Raw genomic sequence first — 19,262 nt, 5'->3', positions numbered from 1 at the left:
TAATACTTTCACATATCTTCGTTTATGGATATTATATTAAGACCTGATAGCTTGTCATTCACTGGCAACATCAATCACTTCGTTATTGCGGCGAATAAAGAAATTTCCTTTGTATTAAGGCTTGAGCAGGGCGACTCTATAGTCGTGCAGCACGCTTATACGCCCAATAAGAAGAATATGGTGGATATTGATGTCGAAAAAATTGTTGCTCCGCTATTAACTTTCATACTTAAAGAGGAAAAAGAACCATATAAGCAGGAACTCATAGCACGTTCGTTTAAAGTAGAAATAGCGGAAAAGGATGACGAGGAGAATAAACTCGTTTATACATTTAGAGTTATGAGGGCAGGGGTCGACCATTTGGCTGACTCGCCTACCAATTTCCTGAAAGAGAACTTTCTTACATGGCAACCATCCATAAAGCCCGTTACTTATTATACACCAGAATTTTTAACTTATTATGCCACCGAAGATGTGGTGGCTAAGTGTCAAGCCTTTGTTGACAACAATGGTCAGTACGGTACTACCGACTTGCTATTGGCTAATCTTCCTAAAGACAGTGTATGGACAATTCCCGTACAGTATGCTATCATTGCGGAGAAAATTAAAAAGATGCCATCGTTTTATGATGTTTGGATAGAAAGTACCATGGGTGTCAGGCTCACCTATAAGCAGCGGTACTATGCTTCTGACATCAAGAGCGAACAGGAACAGTGGATCTTGTTTGAAAACTCGCTCGGGGGGGTTGATACGTTCCGTGCTTATGGCGATGCTGAAAATACGGCAAAGCATACGCATAATATTGCTGAGATAGAGAACGATGCGCTGGAATATCGTGTTGATACTGCGAGGGAATTTAAGAAAAATACAGGATTACTATCTAAGCAGGAACGGCAGTGGTTACTTGATTTCTTTCCGTCGCTGGGCAAGTATATCTATGTTAATGCGTATATACGGCGCATTGTAGTAACGGAGAGCAATGTCAATTATGAAGTGAAGAAACTGCCGTCTAGCTATAGCTTCACTTATAAGTATGCTGATGCCAGACCTTATCTCAACCTACCACGCACTCCGCTCTCTGAGACACTCTCTGAACTTAATATTAAAGTACCCGATGTAGGGTCTTTTACCATCGCCCCACGCTTAGTTGAGTTCCAAAAGCTACAACTGAGTGGTGGGGCACTCTTCCCCGTGCAGAACCCTTATGCTGAGTCATGGGGGGTAACAACCGCGGATGCTATTATTGCATTTCTCAAAGAAACTATAACTGCGGCATATAAGGGAGATGGAGCTTTTGGTCATACGCATACCAATATCTCTGTGCTTGATGCGCTGAATAGGTTTGGAAAATATCTTCTTTTAGGAACGGAGAAAATAGCGGCGGGAATGGCGGATAAGGCTACGATAGCTAATAATCTTGCTCCGAAAAGCACCGATTGGGATGCTATCCTGAGAAAAGACCGCAACGACTCTACTAGCCACGACCTTACCATTGGAGGAAATCTTACCGTTCATGGCAGTCTTGGGAATAATGCTTTCTCTGAAGGTGTAGGTGGGGCTGGTTGGAGGTTGTGGTTAGACCACATGGGCAAAAGCCATATACAAGTAGATTTCTTTGAAGCAATGGTGAGAGCTGCTTTTCACGAGTTGGAAGTTAGGCGTATGATTGGTATTAGTGGCGATCAGATGCAGAGCAATGCTGCTAGCGTATTGATAGATGCTATCCCAATACTTACTGAAGGTAAGGTGGTAGCGTGGAAGTGCCACCTCAAAACAGATGACGGCACTACACAGATATTCAACACTTGGGCTGCCGGTGATCAGGCTTTCTGCAAAACTTCTAATCTTCGTCAAGGATTGACGAAAGATGCTGCTAATCGCACTTATTGGCGTGTGGTAGCCGATGTTAAGGATAAGACCGACAGCGAAGAAGCTTATATTATTCTTTCTAACGAAACACCTTACTATGACGACAAGCGCACAGATGCGCCACAAGCTGGCGATAGCGTGGTGCAGTTCGGACATAATGCAGCATGGGATCTTGCACACGGCATAGATACGGCTACTACTGCCAATCGTATGAATGTGATTATGCAGACCATTAGCGGTGGTTCTCCCGTCAATGCGGGATATAGGGCTATCTATAGTTTCAATTACTCCATTGCCGATAATGCCGTATTTTATCTAAGTGCGGGGCAAGTGTTATTACGCTCTAATAGCTTGAAATGGATTAGCGAGAGTGGTGCGGAAGTGCCTAATGTGCTATATATGGGCGATTGGAAGCCTGGAACGAAAGCACACCGATATGAGACTTATACCTATAACGGAAGTACAAGGATATGTCTCATGGATACAACTGATGAACCTAACGATCAATCTGCGGCATGGGGTATCTATGCTGCTAAGGGTGGCAGTGGGCTAAGGGTGGAGGGTTTCTCCTCGGCTGGTAGTGCTGCTTTTACGGAGGGACAGACGGATTGGAGGGCTACCTTTGAGCTGCACGTATGGGAGAATGATATTGAGACGACAGACACGCTGCCCACTACTCGCTTTCGTTGGACGAGGGTAAGCGAGTATTCGGCTGGTGATACGGCTTGGAATGGGGCGCACGAGAATATAGGTAATACGCTATTGGTAACTTATGATGACTTAAAGGGAGATACCTCGTTTATCTGTGCGTTTTTGAGTGCCGACGGCAATGATGTATTAGCAAGTAGAACTTTTTAATTTAAAAAAAAATAGAAACAATGACAAATGTATTAGCACAAAAGACCTTTACGGTCAAAAAGATTATCAATGGTAAGACACTCACCTTTACGCTAAAAGTGGATAAGGCTTTAACACAGATTTATTCGCGTGACACAAAGAGTTTTGCGCCCGACTATACAAAGCAGAACCTTACCATTACACCGATGTTGCTGGTAAGTGGACTTACGGGTGATCAAATCGCTAATGTTAGCGGGTTTAAGTGGAGCGTAGTAAAGCAGGACGGCACGGCATCGGCTACAAATCTAGTGGATATTGAGAGTAGTTCGGCTAAGAAGTTGGCTACCAACCTTATCGATTGTACAGGTTTGAAAATCACTTGTGAAGCGACTTATACCGATCCAACAAGTAAGATAACAGCACCTATTACCGCCTCTATTGATATTACCAAGGTGGAGAATGCGGGTATGAACATTCTTGCAAGTATGTATATGCCACAAGGCGACACGTTCGACAATTCGACAGCATCATTGAAGCTGCACTGCGATCTTATGCGTGGTGGCGATATTGATAATACAGATGTTACCTACAAGTGGATGATGTTGAGAGATGGCTCGTGGGTGGAACTGAATGCAAGCACGGCAGAAGGCATCACCAATTTTACGACTAACGAAATCACCGTACCTGCTTCGGCAGTTACGAATGTGGGTATCTTTAAGTGTGTCATCAAAGATGCCGATGAGGGTAGTGCCACAGCACAAAAGGAAGTGTTTGCTATTGGCACGCTCTACGACGGTAGCGACCCTTACGAGATAGATGTATTTCAGCCAAATGGCGACAGCGTGGACACAGGCGGCACATTGGCACATTGGTTTAAAATCCGTCAGGGTGCTACCTATGTTACGAACGCTGATTTTCTTCAGGCGCATAAGATGTTTGTGTGGCGATTTGCAACCAACAACGCTATGGATACCACGTGGGGAACACAAGGTAAAAAAGAGTGTACACTCAACGCAAAGGAAGCACGCTATGAGCTAACAATTGCATACGCTGACTTGTTGAGCGGTACGCAGGCTTTCACGGTGGAACTAAACTAACCGAGGGGAGGATTAGCGTATGGTATTAGCACAAAAGACATTCTCGGTTAGAAAGAATATTCACGGTAAGGACGGTGCGCCCGCCCTTACCTTAGCTGTCATTCCTAGTCAGCTAATCTTTGATACCGATGAGGGCGGAGCAATTCTTACAAAGGTGTTATCAGCTAACACGGCTAAGGTGGGCTTGTATGACGGACAGACAGAGGTAACAGCCGAGAAGTACGATGTTACGCCTGTGAATTGTACAGCTACATTTGCTAATGGTGTGCTGACTATTACAAGCGTTACCAAGGGCGCATATAGCGGTAGAGTAGATATTACGGCTATTTACAAGGGCAAGACAAGGGTAGGCAGTGTAGCTTTCAATGTGAACGCTAACCACGTGTACAAAGCTAAGTTTGAAGCGCAAGAAAAGGCTGTCGAAGCGATAGCATCAGATACAGCAGTGAAAGAGGATGGTTCGTTGCTAAGTAAGGCTTACTCTATGTTTAAGATGTTATCGGATAAAATTAGGTTGTTTGTTACAGACGGATTAAAGAAAGCTGGGATAGAGATAACATCTGATAGCGTTAATTTAATGGGTAACAAGGTGAAAGTTACCAATAACGATAAAGAAGCATCTCTATTTGAGAATGGTAAGCTTAATGCCAATTTTATTGATGCCAAGAAGATTGTTGCAGAGGGTGTTAAGGCACAAGTTATTGATGCAGAGAATGCTACGTTTAAGAATGTTAATGTAGAGGGAACGGTAAAAGCGGATGAAGGTCGTATTGGGGGACTTGAGATAAAGAATTATAAATTATACGGTGAACCAAGTATATTTTCAGGATGGTATATTCCTAGTATATGGCTGAGTGACTCTAAGAAAGGACAGTATGTTGCTTTAGGAGAAGCTATACCTGCAATACGTTTGTTGAAAGGAGTCGCACGGTTTGAATATAACATTCAAAAGCCTAACGACCCTTTTTATGATAGCACCAGTAACATAGCCTTATACTTATCTTCGAAGGGGTCAGGATGGGGATTTGAAAATAACAATATTGCCATATATATATCTGCTGGCACTATAAAAGGATTCAGGCTAAAAGTTAAACGTGTTGAAAGTGAAACATATTATATCGACAAGATGGACACATTCTTAGTAAATAGAGCAGATTCTGCAGATTGGTATCTACCTTCTGATTGTGAAGATGGGCAATCTTTCTATATTGTACCAAGCAGATCTCGTACAGTAACAATTCATACTGCTGACGGGGATAGATTAAGTTATAGTAGAGGAGATACGGATAGGCGCTTAGAAGGAGCTTATATTCATCAGTTTGTCTATGATGCTGAAAATCATTATTGGTATTGGGGGTGGCAAAACTAAAATGCCCTCCATATCCCTCTCACTGCATTCCTCTGTTTAATAATTTGTAGGAAAGATGGACAGTAGGACGGTAATATATGCCATTTTATTTTTTATATTAAAAGGTTACAGCACTCCTTTATAATTTAACAACAGCTTATTAGCCTCCTTAATATCCTTTGGCGTATAAATGTCAGTTATTAATATCGAAGAATGACGTGCCTGATCACGCACCGTCAAAATATCCGTGTTCGCACGAAGCATATTCGTTATACCAGTATCTTTGAGTGAATAGAACTTATAACGGTCGCTAAGATTTAACTCCTTACGCAGCACTCGAGTCCAATAATCTCTAAAACACTTCTCGTTTCTACGCTCCGCACCAGGCATAAAATCATCACCAAATAAATAATAACTTCCTGGATTATTAAACACTCTCAAATCATTCATCAGTCGTAACACATGATCAGGAACTGTAAGCACTGCATCGTGATGATTTTTTGTAATGTTACCATGTAAAAACAAAGTCTTCCGTTTAACACTAAAGTCCTCCACCTTTATATAACTCATCTCACGAGGACGAATAAAAAGATAATGTAACATATAACAAGCCAACAAATAATGCCTATTATGCTCCCATAACCAAGAGTGCATTATGGTTAACACTTCATCAGGAATTACATCACGATTCTTTACCTGTCCCCTACGCTTTACCACGGAATAACTCTTAGTAGGGTCATTCGGAACATAACCACGCTCCACCAAATACTTACAAAACGTCTTTAACCAAGATAAATAATTATTCCTCGTACGAAGTGTATTATTCCTATCTATAAAAACATAATCCAAAAACTGACCCACCATTCGATGGTCAAACTGATAAGAATAAAATAGGTTTACTTTCTCTTTTTCCTTCCACTCCTTCAATACCCTCAGTCTACTCATATAAGATACCACTGACTCTTCTCTCATATTATGCTCTTTCAATAGTTTCCATAAATATTCCTCATATTTCCTACATACATCATCGAAAGAAGAATATGCTAAAGGCTGTTCTATCTCCACCCAAGGATTCCATCCCTGCATCAGCTTCTCCGTGAGCCTTTTGATAAGTGCCTCTCCATATACCCGTTGGTTACGCTTACCTTTAATATGACCAAGCATAAACTTCTTAATATGAAACTTACCCCTTGCAGGGTCAAAGGCAGAAAGAGAAACATAACACTCCGAAGCCTGATGAAACTTCGGAGTTTTCCATCCAATTATCTCATTGGTAGCTGTTGCTCCGCTCTGATAAGAAAAACTTTTTTTAGGCATTTCTAAACTTTGTTTGAAATGCCCCATTGAACAATTAGTATTAAACTAAAATCAAGCTTCACCGACTTTTCGCCGACCTCAACACCCCCGACCATGCGGAAGTGTCAAATAATCAATTGCTTAACTTTGTTTTTGTCGGGATGACAAGACTCGAACTTGCGACCACTGGTCCCCCAGACCAGCATTCTAAACCTACTGAACTACATCCCGTTGATTATTTTACGTTACAAAATTAAAGATAAAAGGTGAGATTAGCAAATTTTTTTGTTTCGTTTTTACTTAGGCTCAAATATAAATATTACTTTTGTATACCTCTATAAAGAGGACGTTTAATATGATTTTATAATATTATAGGATAAGTAAAAAACTTTTAAAAAGTAAGATATAATAATGCTATATACTATCACTTCTCCAGCAAATCCTATAAATGCTTGCATTTATTTGCCAGCATCTAAGAGTGTAAGTAATCGTTCTCTTATTATCAATGCATTATCAAAAAGCATAATAATTCCAGACAATCTTTCTGATTGTGATGACACGAAAGTTATAATTGATGCTTTAAAAAATATGCCATATCAGATAAATGTAGATGCTGCAGGTACAGCTATGCGCTTTATGACGGCTTTATTAAGTGTTACTGAAGGGGAACATGTTATAACTGGAAATGAGAGAATGAAACATAGACCAATAGGAGTTCTTGTAGATGCTTTGAGAAGTATTGGAGCTAATATTACTTATGAAGAAGAAGAAGGATTTCCTCCACTTCGTATAATAGGTAAAAAATTAAAAGGAGGACACATTGAAATGGCAGGGAATATAAGTTCACAATATATATCTGCTTTATTAATGGTGGCTCCAGTTTTTGAAGAAGGGTTGGAGTTGCATTTAAAAAATAATATCATATCCAGACCTTATATAGACTTAACATTACATGTTATGCATGAATATGGTGTTAAGGCAGAGTGGACAGATGTCGATACTATAACAGTGCCAGTTCAGCAGTATAAGGCACGACATTATTATGTGGAAAATGATTGGAGCGCATCAAGCTATTGGTATGAGATGATTGCTTTGCATAAAAGTAACAATGTAGAGCTATTATTGCCAGGTCTGATGGATTGTTCGCGGCAGGGCGATTCTGCATTACGTTATATTTTTTCGTTATTAGGAGTTAAGACTTTTTTTGAAAGAAAGAAAAATGATTCACTTCCTGTAGTAAAATTGTCTAAACATACCTGTATGTTAAAGCATTTAGACTATAATTTTATAAATCAGCCAGATATTGCTCCTACTTTTATAGCCTTGTGCCCATTGCTGAATATGTCCTTTCATTTTACAGGTTTAGCGAGCTTAAAGATAAAAGAGACTGATCGTATAGAGGCTATGAAGTGTGAAATGCGAAAATTAGGATATGTTTTATATAATAATAACGATGATGAATTGCGATGGGACGGTAAACGCTGTGGTATAGAATCTGAGCCTATAATAAATACTTATGGAGATCATCGTATTGCTATGGCTTTTGCACCATTAGCCTTGAGGTTAGGAAGAATAATCATAAGCGATCCTAATGTTGTTACGAAGTCATATCCGTTGTTTTGGAAAGATCTTAAAGAAGCGGGTTTTAAAGTAGAAGAAAGATGTTAAGATGAATATAGTAATAATAGGTATAGTGTCTTTAATAGTATTGGGCTTAATAGCTGGTATATTTACACGTATTGCTAATAAGTATGGTAGTGAGCATAAAGTTATACGTAATATTCCACAAGACTGCTCTACGTGTATGGCTACAGATGGTAGTTGTGAACAAGTATGCGTCATGAAGGCTGCTATAAATGAGGCTGAATATTATGACGATGAAGAGCTGGATAGGTTTATAGGGAGGTCTTCTGATAGTTATACCTCTGATGAGGCAGATGAGTTTGCTTATGTCTTATATACAATGAAGCCTTATGAGGTTAAGGGGTGGAGTAGGAGCTTAATGATACGAGGTATTAATGTGCCAGATCAAATAAAAGATGAGCTTATAGCACTTATTGATGAATGATCAAAGTAATAATATATATATAATTAGTATAATGTAAAAGTAGTAAGGTTATGGGTTAATTAATCTGTATGGAATATCACTATTTATAGTAAGAAAATGTAATAAATTATAGAAAAGAAAATGGAAATAAAAGTTAATAGTTTAGAAGAGATTAATGAAGCTGCAAAGAAATTTATTAATACTATTGGCAGCAATAATGTTTTTGCTTTTTATGGTAGAATGGGGGCAGGAAAGACTACCTTTATTAAAGCTGTTTGTGAAGAGCTTGGGGTAAAAGATGTTATAACATCGCCCACTTTTGCGATAGTTAATGAATATACTGATGGGAAGGGATTACCTATATATCATTTCGATTTTTATAGAATAAAGAAGCTTGAAGAGGTTTATGATATGGGGTATTCTGATTATTTTGATAGTGGTAATCTTTGTTTCTTAGAGTGGCCAGAGCTTATAGAAGATCTTTTACCAGATAATGTTATAAAAGTTGTTATAGAAGAAGAGGACGATGGTTCTAGGTTAATTAAACTTTAGAAAGTGTTTAGGAAGATTCTATAAAAAATATCTCATTTTGTTTGCTGATTGTTATAAAAGTAATTATTTTTGCAAATAATTACTTTTAAAAATAAAATTCAATGGATTATAGTTTTGATAATAAGCAAGAGTTTATGGGAACATCTTTGAATGATAACTCTGCAAATAGTATTCCTCCCAAAAATAATTTAGCTTTAGCTATTTTTACAACAGCATGCTGCTGCTTACCATTGGGTATTTATGCAATCATTCTTTCAAACAAGGTTAATACTTGTTTTTCTTTGGGGCAATATGAAGCAGCAGAGAGATATGCCAACGATGCAAAGAAATGGAGTGTAATAGGTATAATTGTAGGTTTGATTTGTCAAATTATTTATGCAAGTATATTTTTATTAAATAGATAACAAATTTGATTTTTAAGTATAAGCGTTTAGTCTTTATTTGTGTTATATTTGCAGTTATAGGAGGATATTTGTTTCTTGTAAATCCTGTTAGTTATTGGTTTACTCCCAAATGTCCTGTCAAATTGCTTACTGGCTTTAATTGTCCTGCTTGTGGTATACAGCGTTTTTTTCATGCGTTATTACATGGCAATATTATGAAAGCCTTTGCTTATAATTACTATCTGGCTTATACTTTGCCATACATGTCGCTGTTTATAATCTGTTGGGTTATGAAAGAAGGTAAATATAAGAAACGACTTGGTTATATAATAGAGAATAGACATGCTGTATGGTTTTACGTTATTAGTTTTTTTGCATGGTTTATAATTAGGAATATTTTACATATTTAATATATATAGAAATGGATAAAAATCTTATAGAACAACTCATTTTATTTAATAGTGATAAGCTGCCAAGAGAAAGTTTGCCCTATCTTCAAAATATGCTTATAGATATGGATACTCAAATTGTCCAGATGCGTTTTGCTTCTTTTAAAGATCCCATGACAGCTTTATTAATTTCTATTTTTGTTGGAACTTTTGGAGTAGATCGTTTTTATACCGGCGATATAGGGTTAGGCATATTAAAATTTATCACATGTGGAGGTTTTGGTATTTGGTGGCTTTATGATCTTTTTGTAATTATGGATATTGTTCGTAAAAAAAATTATCAAATATTAGTATCTGGTATAAGTTATTAAAATAAATATTACAGCTTTAGTATTGCCGTGAGTATTAAAGCTGTGCTGTAGCTGTTGAATATTTTATGTTCACAAGCTAAGATATAGTTATTTGCGGCTTATACACCCATCTAAAGACTTTTAAATATTTATGGGTTTTGCAATTCATCTTTATAGAAAAGGAGGGCTTTTATTGTTATTTGTTCAGCTTCTTCTATAGAGCAATGAAGTTTGCCTCCAGCTGCATCAGCATGTCCCCCACCATTAAAAAATTTAGTAGCCATAGGTTGGCAATGAAATCCGTTTGATGATCGAAGACTTACAAGCACAAGGTTTGATTTTTCTGTATCTTCACGTAATGAAATGCTTATTTTAAGTCCTTTTATTAGCTGAGGGATATTAACGACTCCCTCTAAATCGCCTTTTGTAAAACGAAACCTTTGAAGATCACCTTTTGTTACTGTAAAATAGCTGGCATGCAAATTTTCTATATAATTCATTTTATTTAAAATGATATGAGAGCGTAGACGCAGAGCTTGCTCTGAATAATTATGAAATACTTTATTATATATCTCATCTTTATCTATGCCCTTTTGTAGAAGCATACTTATTATAGTGAATATTTCTGGACGATTAGAGTTATACGTAAAGCCTCCAGTATCGGTCATCATGCCACAATATATACATTCTGCACATGCTTTAGTCATAGCCTCATAACCGCCTAATTGGCAGATAAGATTGAATATTATCTCAGATGTACTAGATAGGTGTGTAAACGAGGCTTTAATAAGATAATTACCTTGTGGATGTAAATGATGATCTATGAGTATGATAGGAGCTTGGCAAGATTCTAATATTGCCTGCATTTCGTCTGTGCGTGAGCTCTGTCCAAAATCGAGGTAGAAAACAAGATCTGATTTGTTAAAAGCTTCTTTCATTAGTACAGCCTGCTTATCATAGCGTAGAGTATCGTTAAAGCCAGGAAGCCAGTGCAGAAAGTCGGGCGCAGCATCAGGGTAGCAAACTTTTACATTTTGCTTCCCATGCTGTTCCAAAAAGTTTTTCCATGCAAGAGTAGAACCTATGGCATCGCCATCGGGAGATTTATGAGCACAGATAACAATGTTGTTTTTTTTAGAGAGAACTTCTTTTAAAAGAGAAATCTCTTGTTTATTTAATAATTCAAACATCTTATATTAAATAGATAAATAAAATGCTATCATGATTTTCTTATATGTTTTAAAGTTCATGATTATAATTAAAATAGCTTATTAGGATAGATGCCTGCTTTTACTAAAGATTGTATTTTTGTTACAACATTTTCACGGTCTTCAGGGTAGGTTACACCAAACCAAGAACTTGTAGTATCAAGAACTTTTACTGTTGCAGTGCCATCTTTTATAAGTTTGTTAACCATTAGAGGAATAAAAAACTCAGATTTTTTGTTTTCTAAATTTTTGGGGTCATTTAAAAAATCTTTAAAATAGCTTTCACTATATTCAAAATAATCAGGAGTAAATCCCCATACATTCATTGAAACAGGAGTATCGTCATCTGTAACAACCCATTTCCCTTCGTCGTCAATATATTGAACTTTCCCTTCTCGACGTTCTATTTTTGTACGCTCTACCACGTCAACAAGGAGCTTTTCTGTGTTAGTTGTGCAAATGCCTCGTGATACAGTTCCATTTTCACTTAAAGTATTGCCTACGCGAAACCCTACCATAGCATATTTGTTTTTAGAATTATTTGGAAGATTTGCTAAAAAGTTTCCAATAACTCTAAAGCTATCTCTGTTATAAAAATCATCACAGTTGATAACGCAAAAAGGCTCTTTAATAACATTTTTAGCCATAAGTACAGCATGGTTAGTACCCCAAGGCTTTTCTCTACCTTCTGGTACAGAATATCCTTCAGGCAGATTATCTATACTTTGGAAGACTATTTCTGTAGGAATATGATCTTCATACTTAGATAAAACTTTTTTACGGAATTGGTCTTCAAAATCTTTTCGGATTACGAAAACTATCTTGCCGAAACCAGCTTGAATAGCATCATAAATAGAATAATCCATTATTGTCTCACCATTTGGACCTAAACCGTCAAGCTGTTTTAACCCTCCGTAACGGCTGCCCATTCCTGCAGCTAAAAGTAATAATGTTGGTTTCATTTATTTTCTAATTTATATATTGTAATGCAAAGATAAGAAAAAGAAAGGGTAATAGATTATTTTAGTTATCTTTTTTATGGTTTCTCTATATAATGAAAACTAAATATAAGTTAATAGAATAAAGATAAACTATAAACAAAGTTCTCTTTCACTTGTGAAAAACATATATTTTCAAGCTATCACATCGTTGAGGACAACCGTTATACTAATTACTTTTACCAAAGAGGATCTGACAGCTTTATAAAAAGTAGTTTCTAATGGTAAGCAAATTAAAGAATATTAATATAAGATAAATTTAATACCAAAGGGATATAGTTGGGACTTAGAGTTCTTAAGTGAAATTATTTTCCTTACGGTTATAAGCGTAGTTGCATTTTGAAGTTGAATCTGTTATCATAAAAAAATAAGAAAAATTTTGGAGGTTTAATAGTATTGTAGTACCTTTGCATTCGCAAAAGCAAAAAGCACCCTTAGCTCAGTTGGTAGAGCAACTGACTCTTAATCAGTGGGTCTAGGGTTCGAATCCCTAAGGGTGTACATTTTTTGCTCAGGTATAGATACTTTTTGTTTTTGCACCCTTAGCTCAGTTGGTAGAGCAACTGACTCTTAATCAGTGGGTCTAGGGTTCGAATCCCTAAGGGTGTACAAAAGAGAAACTTATGTAAGTTTCTCTTTTTTTTATATAAAAAATATTGAATGTTTTTCTAAAAAGGTAATCCTACTGCAAAATGAAAGGTTAGATCTCTTTTTAATATAGGGTGCCAAAGAGCATAATGTTCTGATAATGTGTTGTAAGCAGGGTTAATAGCTTTCATACCTGCATCTAAGCGAAGAATAAAAAAATTGAAATTAAAACGTATGCCTAGCCCATAGCTAACAGCTATTTGTTTGTAAAATTTATTAATTTCAAATTGCCCACCATTTTGTTCTTTATAATTTCTGATAGTCCATATATTTCCCGCGTCAATGAATGCAGCACCATCTAATTTCCATAATAAGTGTGTGCGATATTCGGCATTAAGGTCTAATTTTATGTCTCCTGTCTGATTGATGAAGTCAATACGCCCATCTGATTTTTTAAAGTTTCCTGGTCCTAATTCTCTTACGCTCCATCCACGCACAGAGTTTGCACCTCCTGCAAAATAACGTTTTTCAAAAGGTAGTATTTTACTATTACTATATGGATAAGCAATACCAAGATCAGCATGTAGTGCTAAAGAATTGTTTTTATCAAATAAATAAAGGTAAGTATAGTCAAGGTCGAACTTTACATATTGTGCATACGCTATTTTTATAAATTTCTTTTGTCCATCATTGTTACGTTGGAAATTGAATATACCGCTTACAGCGTCTAACAGGTTGCCTGCCGTTTCTATTCTCGCTTTTAAAGAATGTATCAGTGTTTTATAATTTATATCTATTCCTGAGCTCATTATAAATAAATCTCTATAATTATATTTTAAGATAGCATTACGATTAGAAATATTATAGAGATAGTCTTGTTTGAAAGTTTTGCTAATCCACGGCATATATACATAGCTCAACTTAAAGACGTCAAGGTTGTAAGATAGTTGTTTTGTAATGGTAGACCAGTTATATTTTAATCCTGATGAGAAGACTCGACGATGAAATTCTGGACGGTTCTGAAAATCCCAGCTTATAATAAACTCTGTAGTTGCACTACTTTTTCGTCGAAAGCTCTTACTTGTAAAAGGAGCTAATAGGCGAGGAAAAAGCATACTTCCTTTAATGCTGTAATCTTCATAGTTTTTATCAGAATAGCCCTCTAATCCTTTAATAGCTTCAAAAGCACCACGCAATTCTATTTCAAGCTTTTCGCTACCTTTAAACAAGTTTCTGTTTTGGTATGATAATGTAGCAGCAGCTCCTAAGTCGCCCGCAGTATTTGTACCTTCAGGTTGGAGAGAAATAGTATTAGGCTTGTTATTTAATATTTGTATATCAGCGTCTAAGTAGCGAATGTTAGATGTTTTATATAAAAACTTTTTGCCTATAACTAAACTATCAATATGTGGACTTTCTTTAAAATTTATATTTGTATATCGTATAGAGCCAAGACGGGCAAAATTATTATATGTCTTTTGTAAATCAGAAGCAGAAAAATATTTACCTTTTTCAAACAGAATATTATCCGCAAGTACACCTCTTCGCAAATTAATCCCATTAGAATCTGCTGGAATAATATTAATATTATTAATAATATAACGTGGGTGTATTGATGTTTTTTTATAGTTATTATCGTAATATGGCATTAGATGAAGGGTTATATTAATAAGTTTTGTTTTACTTATAGAGTCGGCAGTGTAGTAAATAAATTCTTTATGAAAATGGTAAAACCCAGAGTCGTTTAATATTTGTGTTAGCCGTTTACGTTCCGCATCAAGCGAAGATACAGTAAAAGGCATACGACTGTTTTTATAAAAGCTTTTATTTAAGTGAGATGATAATATTTTAGCTATTATAGAATCTTGAATATCGTAAGAAAAGTTATTTATCATATAAGGCTCTCCCGGTGATAAGTTGTAAATGGCAGTGAGCTTTTTACCTCTTATATGCTTATTAAAAGTTACTTTAGCATTTATGTAGCCCATGTTTTGCATGGCTTTTATAAGGTCCTTAATAGATAATTTTGCTTGAAGCGAATCGTATAAAACAGGTTTTTCTCCTATCTTCTTTAAAGTGCGATTAATCCATTTGGTAGTATCTTTACCTGATAAAGAATAGGTTTTTAAAGGTACTTTAAATAAAGAAAACCATTTAGAATTACCTTTTTGCAGGATATATTGTTCTAACAAGCTCGTGTCAAGTGTTTTAACATCTGACCTTAGCTTAACCTTGTCTAATAAATAATCATTGTTTGGTACAAACTTATCTGAAGAACAACCTTCTAAGAAAAAAGTTATTAAGACAGCAAAGAGTAGATGAAATTTGCTGCATTTATTTACTGTCAACATTATATATCTATACATAATTTGCACAAAGATAGTAAAAAAACAAGATGTATTTTAAGCAAGCGGATATTTTTTTGTATATTTGCCATGTGGTTTCAAAAAATAAAATAAAGATTTATAGTTCGCTTGGAACTAAGAAAGGACGAGAAAAATCATGTCTTTTTATAGCTGAAGGTCCAAAGGTAGTAGACGATTTGTTACAAGCAGGATTTGAAGCTGAAGATATTTTTGAAGATATTGAGGATATAAAAAAAATATCATTTTTACAGCATCCTCAATCAAAGTTAGGCGTTTTTAAGTTGAGGCAGAATCATTATTCTTTAAATGATGTGTTAGGCTTGTTCTCTACACAAAAATTGTCTTTGGCTTTAGATGGTATTCAAGATCCCGGTAATATGGGAACAATTATTCGTATAGCCGATTGGTTTGGTATAGAAAACATTTATTGTTCTATAGATACTGTCGATTGTTGGAGCCCAAAGGTGGTGCAAGCTACAATGGGAAGTATAGCACGGGTAAATATTTATTATATTAACTTGCCTGCTTTTATCGATAAAGTGCCTAATGATTGCCCTATTTATACTACCCTGCTTACAGGCTGTAATATTTATAATCAAAAGCTTTCACAAAACGGAATCATAGTAATGGGGAACGAGGGTAAAGGTATATCAGAGGAGTTAAGGCAAAAAGTGAATAAGAGCCTTTATATTCCTAATTATTCTTTAAAGGAATCTTCAGCAGAATCGCTTAACGTTGCTGTTGCTACTGCTATTATATGTGCAGAATTTAGACGCAATAGAAATTAAACACTTTAAAAGGTTTATAATAATGAAACAATTGCAGGAAATCGTTCGCACGCATATATTGAAACTTAGAAGCGAAATAACGCCTCTATATAATCATCTTTTAGGACATTCTAAACATATTCTTCTCAATTCTAATGAAAGTCCTTATAATAAGCCATATAATCGTTATCCTGACCCTTTACAAGCAAGATTAAAAGTTGAAATATCAAAGATAAAAGCAGTCCCGGTAGAAAAAATATTACTTACAAACGGAGAAGATGAGGCCATAGATCTGTGTTATCGTCTTTTTTGTGAGCCAAATATAGATAATGTTGTTTCAATAGCTCCTACATATATTATGTATAAAGAGCGTGCAGCTATAAACAATGTAGAATATAGAGCAGTGCCGCTTGAAAATAATTACCTATTATCTGCTAATAAGTTATTGAAAGTATGCGATAAAAACACAAAAATTATTTGGTTATGTTCTCCTAATAATCCCACAGGTAATAATCTGATAATAGAGGAGATAGAACAGCTCTTGGCTGTGTTTAAGGGCATTGTTGTTATTGATGAGGCTTACTCTGATTTTTCTAAATACCCAGTGTTCAGACATAGGTTGGAAGAGTACCCAAACTTGATAGTTTTAAATACGTTTTCTAACGTATGGGGCTGTGCAGGTATAAGTTTAGGTATGGCGTTCGCTAATGAGAACATAATAAGTTTGTTTAATAAGATAAAGTTGCCATACAATATAAGTATGTTAACGCAGAATAAGGCGTTGGAAATCTTATCTCGTCGTTTTGATATTGAAGATTGGTTAAAAATATTACTTTTAGAGCGTAATAGGGTGATGAGATCTTTTGCAGAGTTGCCTTTTTGCGAGAGAGTATATCCTTCTGATGCGAATTTCTTTTTAGCAAAGGTTGATAATGCAGAGTCTGTCTATAGTTTTCTTCTTTCTAAAGGTATAGTTGTATATATGGAAAAGCAATGTACTAACTCTTTACGTATAACTATAGGAACTAAGAGCGAAAATAATGAGCTTATAGGAGCTTTAAGACAATTTAAATGATTTTGAAAAATAGGTAAACTTTAAAAAATTTATTTCTAATAAAAACATAAAAAACAATGAATAATAAAAACATCAATATAGTAGCATTAGATTGTTTTACTGTCAATCCTGGTGATTTGTCATGGGAAGAGATAAAACAGTTTGGTAACTTAACCATTTATCAGCGTTCTACACCAAAAGAAGTTATATGTAGAGCAAAAGATGCTGATATAATATTAACTAATAAAGTAAGCATTAATAGAGAGATTATAGCTTCACTCCCAAATCTTAAATATATAGGAGAGATGGCTACTGGCTACAATAATATAGATATAGAAGCATGCAAGGAGCGAGGCATTACCGTTTGTAACATTCCTGCTTATAGTACAGACAGTGTAGCACAGATGGTATTTGCTCATTTACTTAACATAGCAATGATGCCAGATTATTATTCTTCTGAAACAAGGCTTGGAAAGTGGAGTAGTAAAAAGGACTTTTGTTATTGGGACACTCCTCTTATGGAGCTTTCTAATAAGACTTTAGGTATTGTTGGTTTAGGAAATATTGGTAAAAAAGTGGCTGAAATAGCACATGCGTTTGGTATGGACGTTAATGCGTTTACAAGCAAGCCAAGCAGTCTGCTGCCTGATAACATTCGTAAAACTACATTAGAAGGACTGTTTGCTACGTCTGATGTTGTTACGCTTCATTGTCCATTAAACGATTCTACTTATAAGATGATAAATGCCGAAACTCTTGCAATGATGCATCAAGGTACTATTCTTATAAACACTGGCAGAGGCGGACTTATAGACGAAGATGCTGTAGCTAATGCGCTTGAAAGCCAGCATCTTAGAGCTTACTGTGCAGATGTTATGACACAAGAGCCCCCAGAGGCTAACAACAGGTTAATAAAAGCCCCACACGCTTATATAACGCCACATATAGCATGGGCTACTTTAGAAGCTCGCAGCCGCCTTATGAAAATAGCTGTAGAAAATATAAGAAAATATCTTGAAGGAAAACCTCAAAATATAATTAACAAGTAAGTGTAACATATCTTCTTAAAATCATGATAATATACAACGATCAGCACTTGGTAGCCACTCTACAACATTTATTAGAGTTTTTAGGTACTTTTGCGTTCGCTATATCAGGAATACGTCATGCTGCTGCAAAACATTTTGATTGGTTTGGGGGGTATGTTTGTGGGGTAGCTGTTGCCATAGGTGGTGGAACTATACGCGATTTGATGTTAGGGGTAACACCGTTTTGGATGCAGAATGAAGAGTATCTTCTATGTACAGGGCTTGCCCTTGTGTTTGTTATTCTTTTTCATCGCCTGATCCATCGTCTTAATAACGCATGGTTTGTGTTCGATACCTTAGGGCTTGCACTTTTTACTTTGGCTGGTATGCAAAAAACGTTAGCTATGGGATACCCTTTTTGGGTTGCAATCACAATGGGGTGTATGACAGGCGTTGCAGGTGGTGTTATTCGTGATGTTCTGCTTAATAACTTACCTGTGATTTTTCGAAAAGAAATATATGCTATGGCAAGTGTTGCAGGAGGGTGTATATATTGGCTACTTTATGAAATAGGTGTTAATTTGGCTATTACTACTATTATAGCATTCTTATCTGTATGTATAATCCGTTTCTTAGCAGTGTTTTATGGGGTTTCATTGCCCACGCTAACAAGTGAGGATGAAAAAAAATAAGGAAAAAGTTTGGCAGTCTTGTAAAAAAGCTATACCTTTGCAAGCGAAATAAAGAAACAACGCGTTTTTCTTTTATTTCTCAAGTAGGTTCTGTAGCTCAACTGAATAGAGCACTTGACTACGGATCAAGAGGTTGTGGGTTTGAATCCCGCCAGAATCACTTTCTTTTTTAACGCTTAGGAGCGATATAAACACATGTAACACCTAAGTAGTATCATACAAGGCTTTTAATTATTAAAAGCCTTTTTTGTTTTATACGCTGATTTTCTAAACTACATTAAGTGATAGAATACTGATGCCAAAGTTATCTTTTTTCAGGGTCAGTCGTAAAACCCAGTTGCAAGCCCTCTCCTCTCAGGCACATAATTTCATAAGTATTTGTTATCTTTGCAT

At 35.9% G+C, this 19,262-nt stretch carries 17 protein-coding genes and 4 tRNA genes; 16 read left to right on the top strand and 5 right to left on the bottom strand.

Features of this window, described 5'->3' with window-relative positions; genetic code table 11:
* Positions 1-24: 24 nt before the first annotated feature.
* From AC1DCD_RS08190 to AC1DCD_RS08180, 3 genes are read left to right on the top strand one after another with little or no spacing between them, the layout of a single operon-like run.
* Entirely contained in the window at positions 25-2,727 is a 2,703-nt protein-coding gene (locus tag AC1DCD_RS08190; protein WP_464639839.1) for a hypothetical protein, read from the top strand.
* Between the two features lie 20 nt (positions 2,728-2,747).
* Positions 2,748-3,803, top strand: coding sequence for a hypothetical protein (locus tag AC1DCD_RS08185; protein ID WP_464639837.1), 1,056 nt, complete (start codon positions 2,748-2,750; stop codon positions 3,801-3,803).
* Between the two features lie 19 nt (positions 3,804-3,822).
* Positions 3,823-5,172 carry a hypothetical protein gene (locus tag AC1DCD_RS08180; protein WP_464639835.1) on the top strand — a complete coding sequence of 450 codons (1,350 nt, stop codon included), beginning with the start codon at positions 3,823-3,825 and terminating at the stop codon, positions 5,170-5,172.
* Between the two features lie 105 nt (positions 5,173-5,277).
* On the opposite strand, the gene AC1DCD_RS08175 is transcribed toward AC1DCD_RS08180, so the two are convergent.
* Both AC1DCD_RS08175 and AC1DCD_RS08170 read right to left on the bottom strand, forming a co-directional pair.
* Positions 5,278-6,495, bottom strand: coding sequence for a tyrosine-type recombinase/integrase (locus tag AC1DCD_RS08175; protein WP_019035364.1), 1,218 nt, complete (start codon positions 6,493-6,495; stop codon positions 5,278-5,280).
* 108 nt (positions 6,496-6,603) lie between these two features.
* A tRNA-Pro gene (locus AC1DCD_RS08170) sits at positions 6,604-6,678 on the bottom strand.
* A gap of 180 nt (positions 6,679-6,858) precedes the next feature.
* Here AC1DCD_RS08170 and AC1DCD_RS08165 point away from each other — a divergent pair.
* The 6 genes from AC1DCD_RS08165 (at position 6,859) to AC1DCD_RS08140 (ending at position 10,189) form a co-directional block, all read left to right on the top strand.
* Entirely contained in the window at positions 6,859-8,115 is a 1,257-nt protein-coding gene (locus AC1DCD_RS08165) for a 3-phosphoshikimate 1-carboxyvinyltransferase (protein WP_464639832.1), read from the top strand.
* A gap of 1 nt (position 8,116) precedes the next feature.
* Entirely contained in the window at positions 8,117-8,515 is a 399-nt protein-coding gene (locus AC1DCD_RS08160; protein ID WP_353585856.1) for a hypothetical protein, read from the top strand.
* Between the two features lie 120 nt (positions 8,516-8,635).
* Positions 8,636-9,046: a tRNA (adenosine(37)-N6)-threonylcarbamoyltransferase complex ATPase subunit type 1 TsaE gene (gene tsaE / locus AC1DCD_RS08155; protein WP_019035362.1), complete on the top strand. Its 411-nt coding sequence runs from the start codon at positions 8,636-8,638 to the stop codon at positions 9,044-9,046.
* 101 nt (positions 9,047-9,147) lie between these two features.
* Positions 9,148-9,450 (top strand): CD225/dispanin family protein, encoded by a 303-nt coding sequence (locus AC1DCD_RS08150; protein WP_008448565.1) that lies wholly within the window; start codon positions 9,148-9,150, stop codon positions 9,448-9,450.
* 5 nt (positions 9,451-9,455) lie between these two features.
* Positions 9,456-9,839 (top strand): DUF2752 domain-containing protein, encoded by a 384-nt coding sequence (locus AC1DCD_RS08145; RefSeq protein WP_039864364.1) that lies wholly within the window; start codon positions 9,456-9,458, stop codon positions 9,837-9,839.
* Between the two features lie 11 nt (positions 9,840-9,850).
* A complete protein-coding gene (locus tag AC1DCD_RS08140; RefSeq protein WP_008448554.1) occupies positions 9,851-10,189 on the top strand; it encodes a TM2 domain-containing protein in 339 nt (112 codons plus the stop codon).
* 128 nt (positions 10,190-10,317) lie between these two features.
* On the opposite strand, the gene AC1DCD_RS08135 is transcribed toward AC1DCD_RS08140, so the two are convergent.
* The gene (locus AC1DCD_RS08135) at positions 10,318-11,358 is read right to left on the bottom strand and encodes a DHH family phosphoesterase (RefSeq protein ID WP_008448556.1); all 1,041 of its coding nucleotides are present in this window, start codon (positions 11,356-11,358) and stop codon (positions 10,318-10,320) included.
* Positions 11,359-11,426: 68 nt separating this feature from the next.
* Positions 11,427-12,338, bottom strand: a complete 912-nt coding sequence (locus tag AC1DCD_RS08130) for a glycosyltransferase family protein (protein WP_008448546.1) — start codon at positions 12,336-12,338, stop codon at positions 11,427-11,429.
* A 464-nt stretch (positions 12,339-12,802) separates the two neighbouring features.
* Here AC1DCD_RS08130 and AC1DCD_RS08125 point away from each other — a divergent pair.
* Both AC1DCD_RS08125 and AC1DCD_RS08120 read left to right on the top strand, forming a co-directional pair.
* Positions 12,803-12,875, top strand: a tRNA-Lys gene (locus AC1DCD_RS08125).
* Between the two features lie 35 nt (positions 12,876-12,910).
* Positions 12,911-12,983, top strand: a tRNA-Lys gene (locus AC1DCD_RS08120).
* 59 nt (positions 12,984-13,042) lie between these two features.
* Here the strand turns inward: AC1DCD_RS08120 and tamL are convergent.
* The gene (gene tamL, locus AC1DCD_RS08115) at positions 13,043-15,313 is read right to left on the bottom strand and encodes a translocation and assembly module lipoprotein TamL (protein ID WP_464639828.1); all 2,271 of its coding nucleotides are present in this window, start codon (positions 15,311-15,313) and stop codon (positions 13,043-13,045) included.
* A gap of 44 nt (positions 15,314-15,357) precedes the next feature.
* On the opposite strand from tamL, the gene AC1DCD_RS08110 reads away from it, so the two are divergent.
* From AC1DCD_RS08110 to AC1DCD_RS08090, 5 genes are all read left to right on the top strand, one after another.
* The gene (locus AC1DCD_RS08110) at positions 15,358-16,116 is read left to right on the top strand and encodes an RNA methyltransferase (protein ID WP_008448566.1); all 759 of its coding nucleotides are present in this window, start codon (positions 15,358-15,360) and stop codon (positions 16,114-16,116) included.
* Between the two features lie 22 nt (positions 16,117-16,138).
* Positions 16,139-17,170: a histidinol-phosphate transaminase gene (gene hisC, locus AC1DCD_RS08105; RefSeq protein WP_464639826.1), complete on the top strand. Its 1,032-nt coding sequence runs from the start codon at positions 16,139-16,141 to the stop codon at positions 17,168-17,170.
* Between the two features lie 71 nt (positions 17,171-17,241).
* Positions 17,242-18,198 carry a D-2-hydroxyacid dehydrogenase gene (locus AC1DCD_RS08100; RefSeq protein WP_308532851.1) on the top strand — a complete coding sequence of 319 codons (957 nt, stop codon included), beginning with the start codon at positions 17,242-17,244 and terminating at the stop codon, positions 18,196-18,198.
* Positions 18,199-18,221: 23 nt separating this feature from the next.
* A complete protein-coding gene (locus AC1DCD_RS08095; protein ID WP_008448574.1) occupies positions 18,222-18,869 on the top strand; it encodes a trimeric intracellular cation channel family protein in 648 nt (215 codons plus the stop codon).
* Between the two features lie 86 nt (positions 18,870-18,955).
* A tRNA-Arg gene (locus AC1DCD_RS08090) sits at positions 18,956-19,029 on the top strand.
* Positions 19,030-19,262: the final 233 nt, after the last annotated feature.

The organism is Prevotella sp. C0209C1, from assembly GCF_056583855.1.
Note: the sequence above shows the minus strand (reverse complement) of the source record. Positions and strands in the feature narration are given on the sequence as shown.

What these genes read in the sequence shown, in the direction of transcription:
- AC1DCD_RS08190 (WP_464639839.1), top strand. Translation starts at nt 25, where the DNA reads ATGGATATTATATTAAGACCTGATAGCTTGTCATTCACTGGCAACATC.
- AC1DCD_RS08185 (WP_464639837.1), top strand. Translation starts at nt 2,748, where the DNA reads ATGACAAATGTATTAGCACAAAAGACCTTTACGGTCAAAAAGATTATC.
- AC1DCD_RS08180 (WP_464639835.1), top strand. Translation starts at nt 3,823, where the DNA reads ATGGTATTAGCACAAAAGACATTCTCGGTTAGAAAGAATATTCACGGT.
- AC1DCD_RS08175 (WP_019035364.1), bottom strand. Translation starts at nt 6,495, where the DNA reads ATGGGGCATTTCAAACAAAGTTTAGAAATGCCTAAAAAAAGTTTTTCT.
- AC1DCD_RS08165 (WP_464639832.1), top strand. Translation starts at nt 6,859, where the DNA reads ATGCTATATACTATCACTTCTCCAGCAAATCCTATAAATGCTTGCATT.
- AC1DCD_RS08160 (WP_353585856.1), top strand. Translation starts at nt 8,117, where the DNA reads ATGAATATAGTAATAATAGGTATAGTGTCTTTAATAGTATTGGGCTTA.
- tsaE (WP_019035362.1), top strand. Translation starts at nt 8,636, where the DNA reads ATGGAAATAAAAGTTAATAGTTTAGAAGAGATTAATGAAGCTGCAAAG.
- AC1DCD_RS08150 (WP_008448565.1), top strand. Translation starts at nt 9,148, where the DNA reads ATGGATTATAGTTTTGATAATAAGCAAGAGTTTATGGGAACATCTTTG.
- AC1DCD_RS08140 (WP_008448554.1), top strand. Translation starts at nt 9,851, where the DNA reads ATGGATAAAAATCTTATAGAACAACTCATTTTATTTAATAGTGATAAG.
- AC1DCD_RS08135 (WP_008448556.1), bottom strand. Translation starts at nt 11,358, where the DNA reads ATGTTTGAATTATTAAATAAACAAGAGATTTCTCTTTTAAAAGAAGTT.
- AC1DCD_RS08130 (WP_008448546.1), bottom strand. Translation starts at nt 12,338, where the DNA reads ATGAAACCAACATTATTACTTTTAGCTGCAGGAATGGGCAGCCGTTAC.
- tamL (WP_464639828.1), bottom strand. Translation starts at nt 15,313, where the DNA reads ATGTTGACAGTAAATAAATGCAGCAAATTTCATCTACTCTTTGCTGTC.
- AC1DCD_RS08110 (WP_008448566.1), top strand. Translation starts at nt 15,358, where the DNA reads ATGTATTTTAAGCAAGCGGATATTTTTTTGTATATTTGCCATGTGGTT.
- hisC (WP_464639826.1), top strand. Translation starts at nt 16,139, where the DNA reads ATGAAACAATTGCAGGAAATCGTTCGCACGCATATATTGAAACTTAGA.
- AC1DCD_RS08095 (WP_008448574.1), top strand. Translation starts at nt 18,222, where the DNA reads ATGATAATATACAACGATCAGCACTTGGTAGCCACTCTACAACATTTA.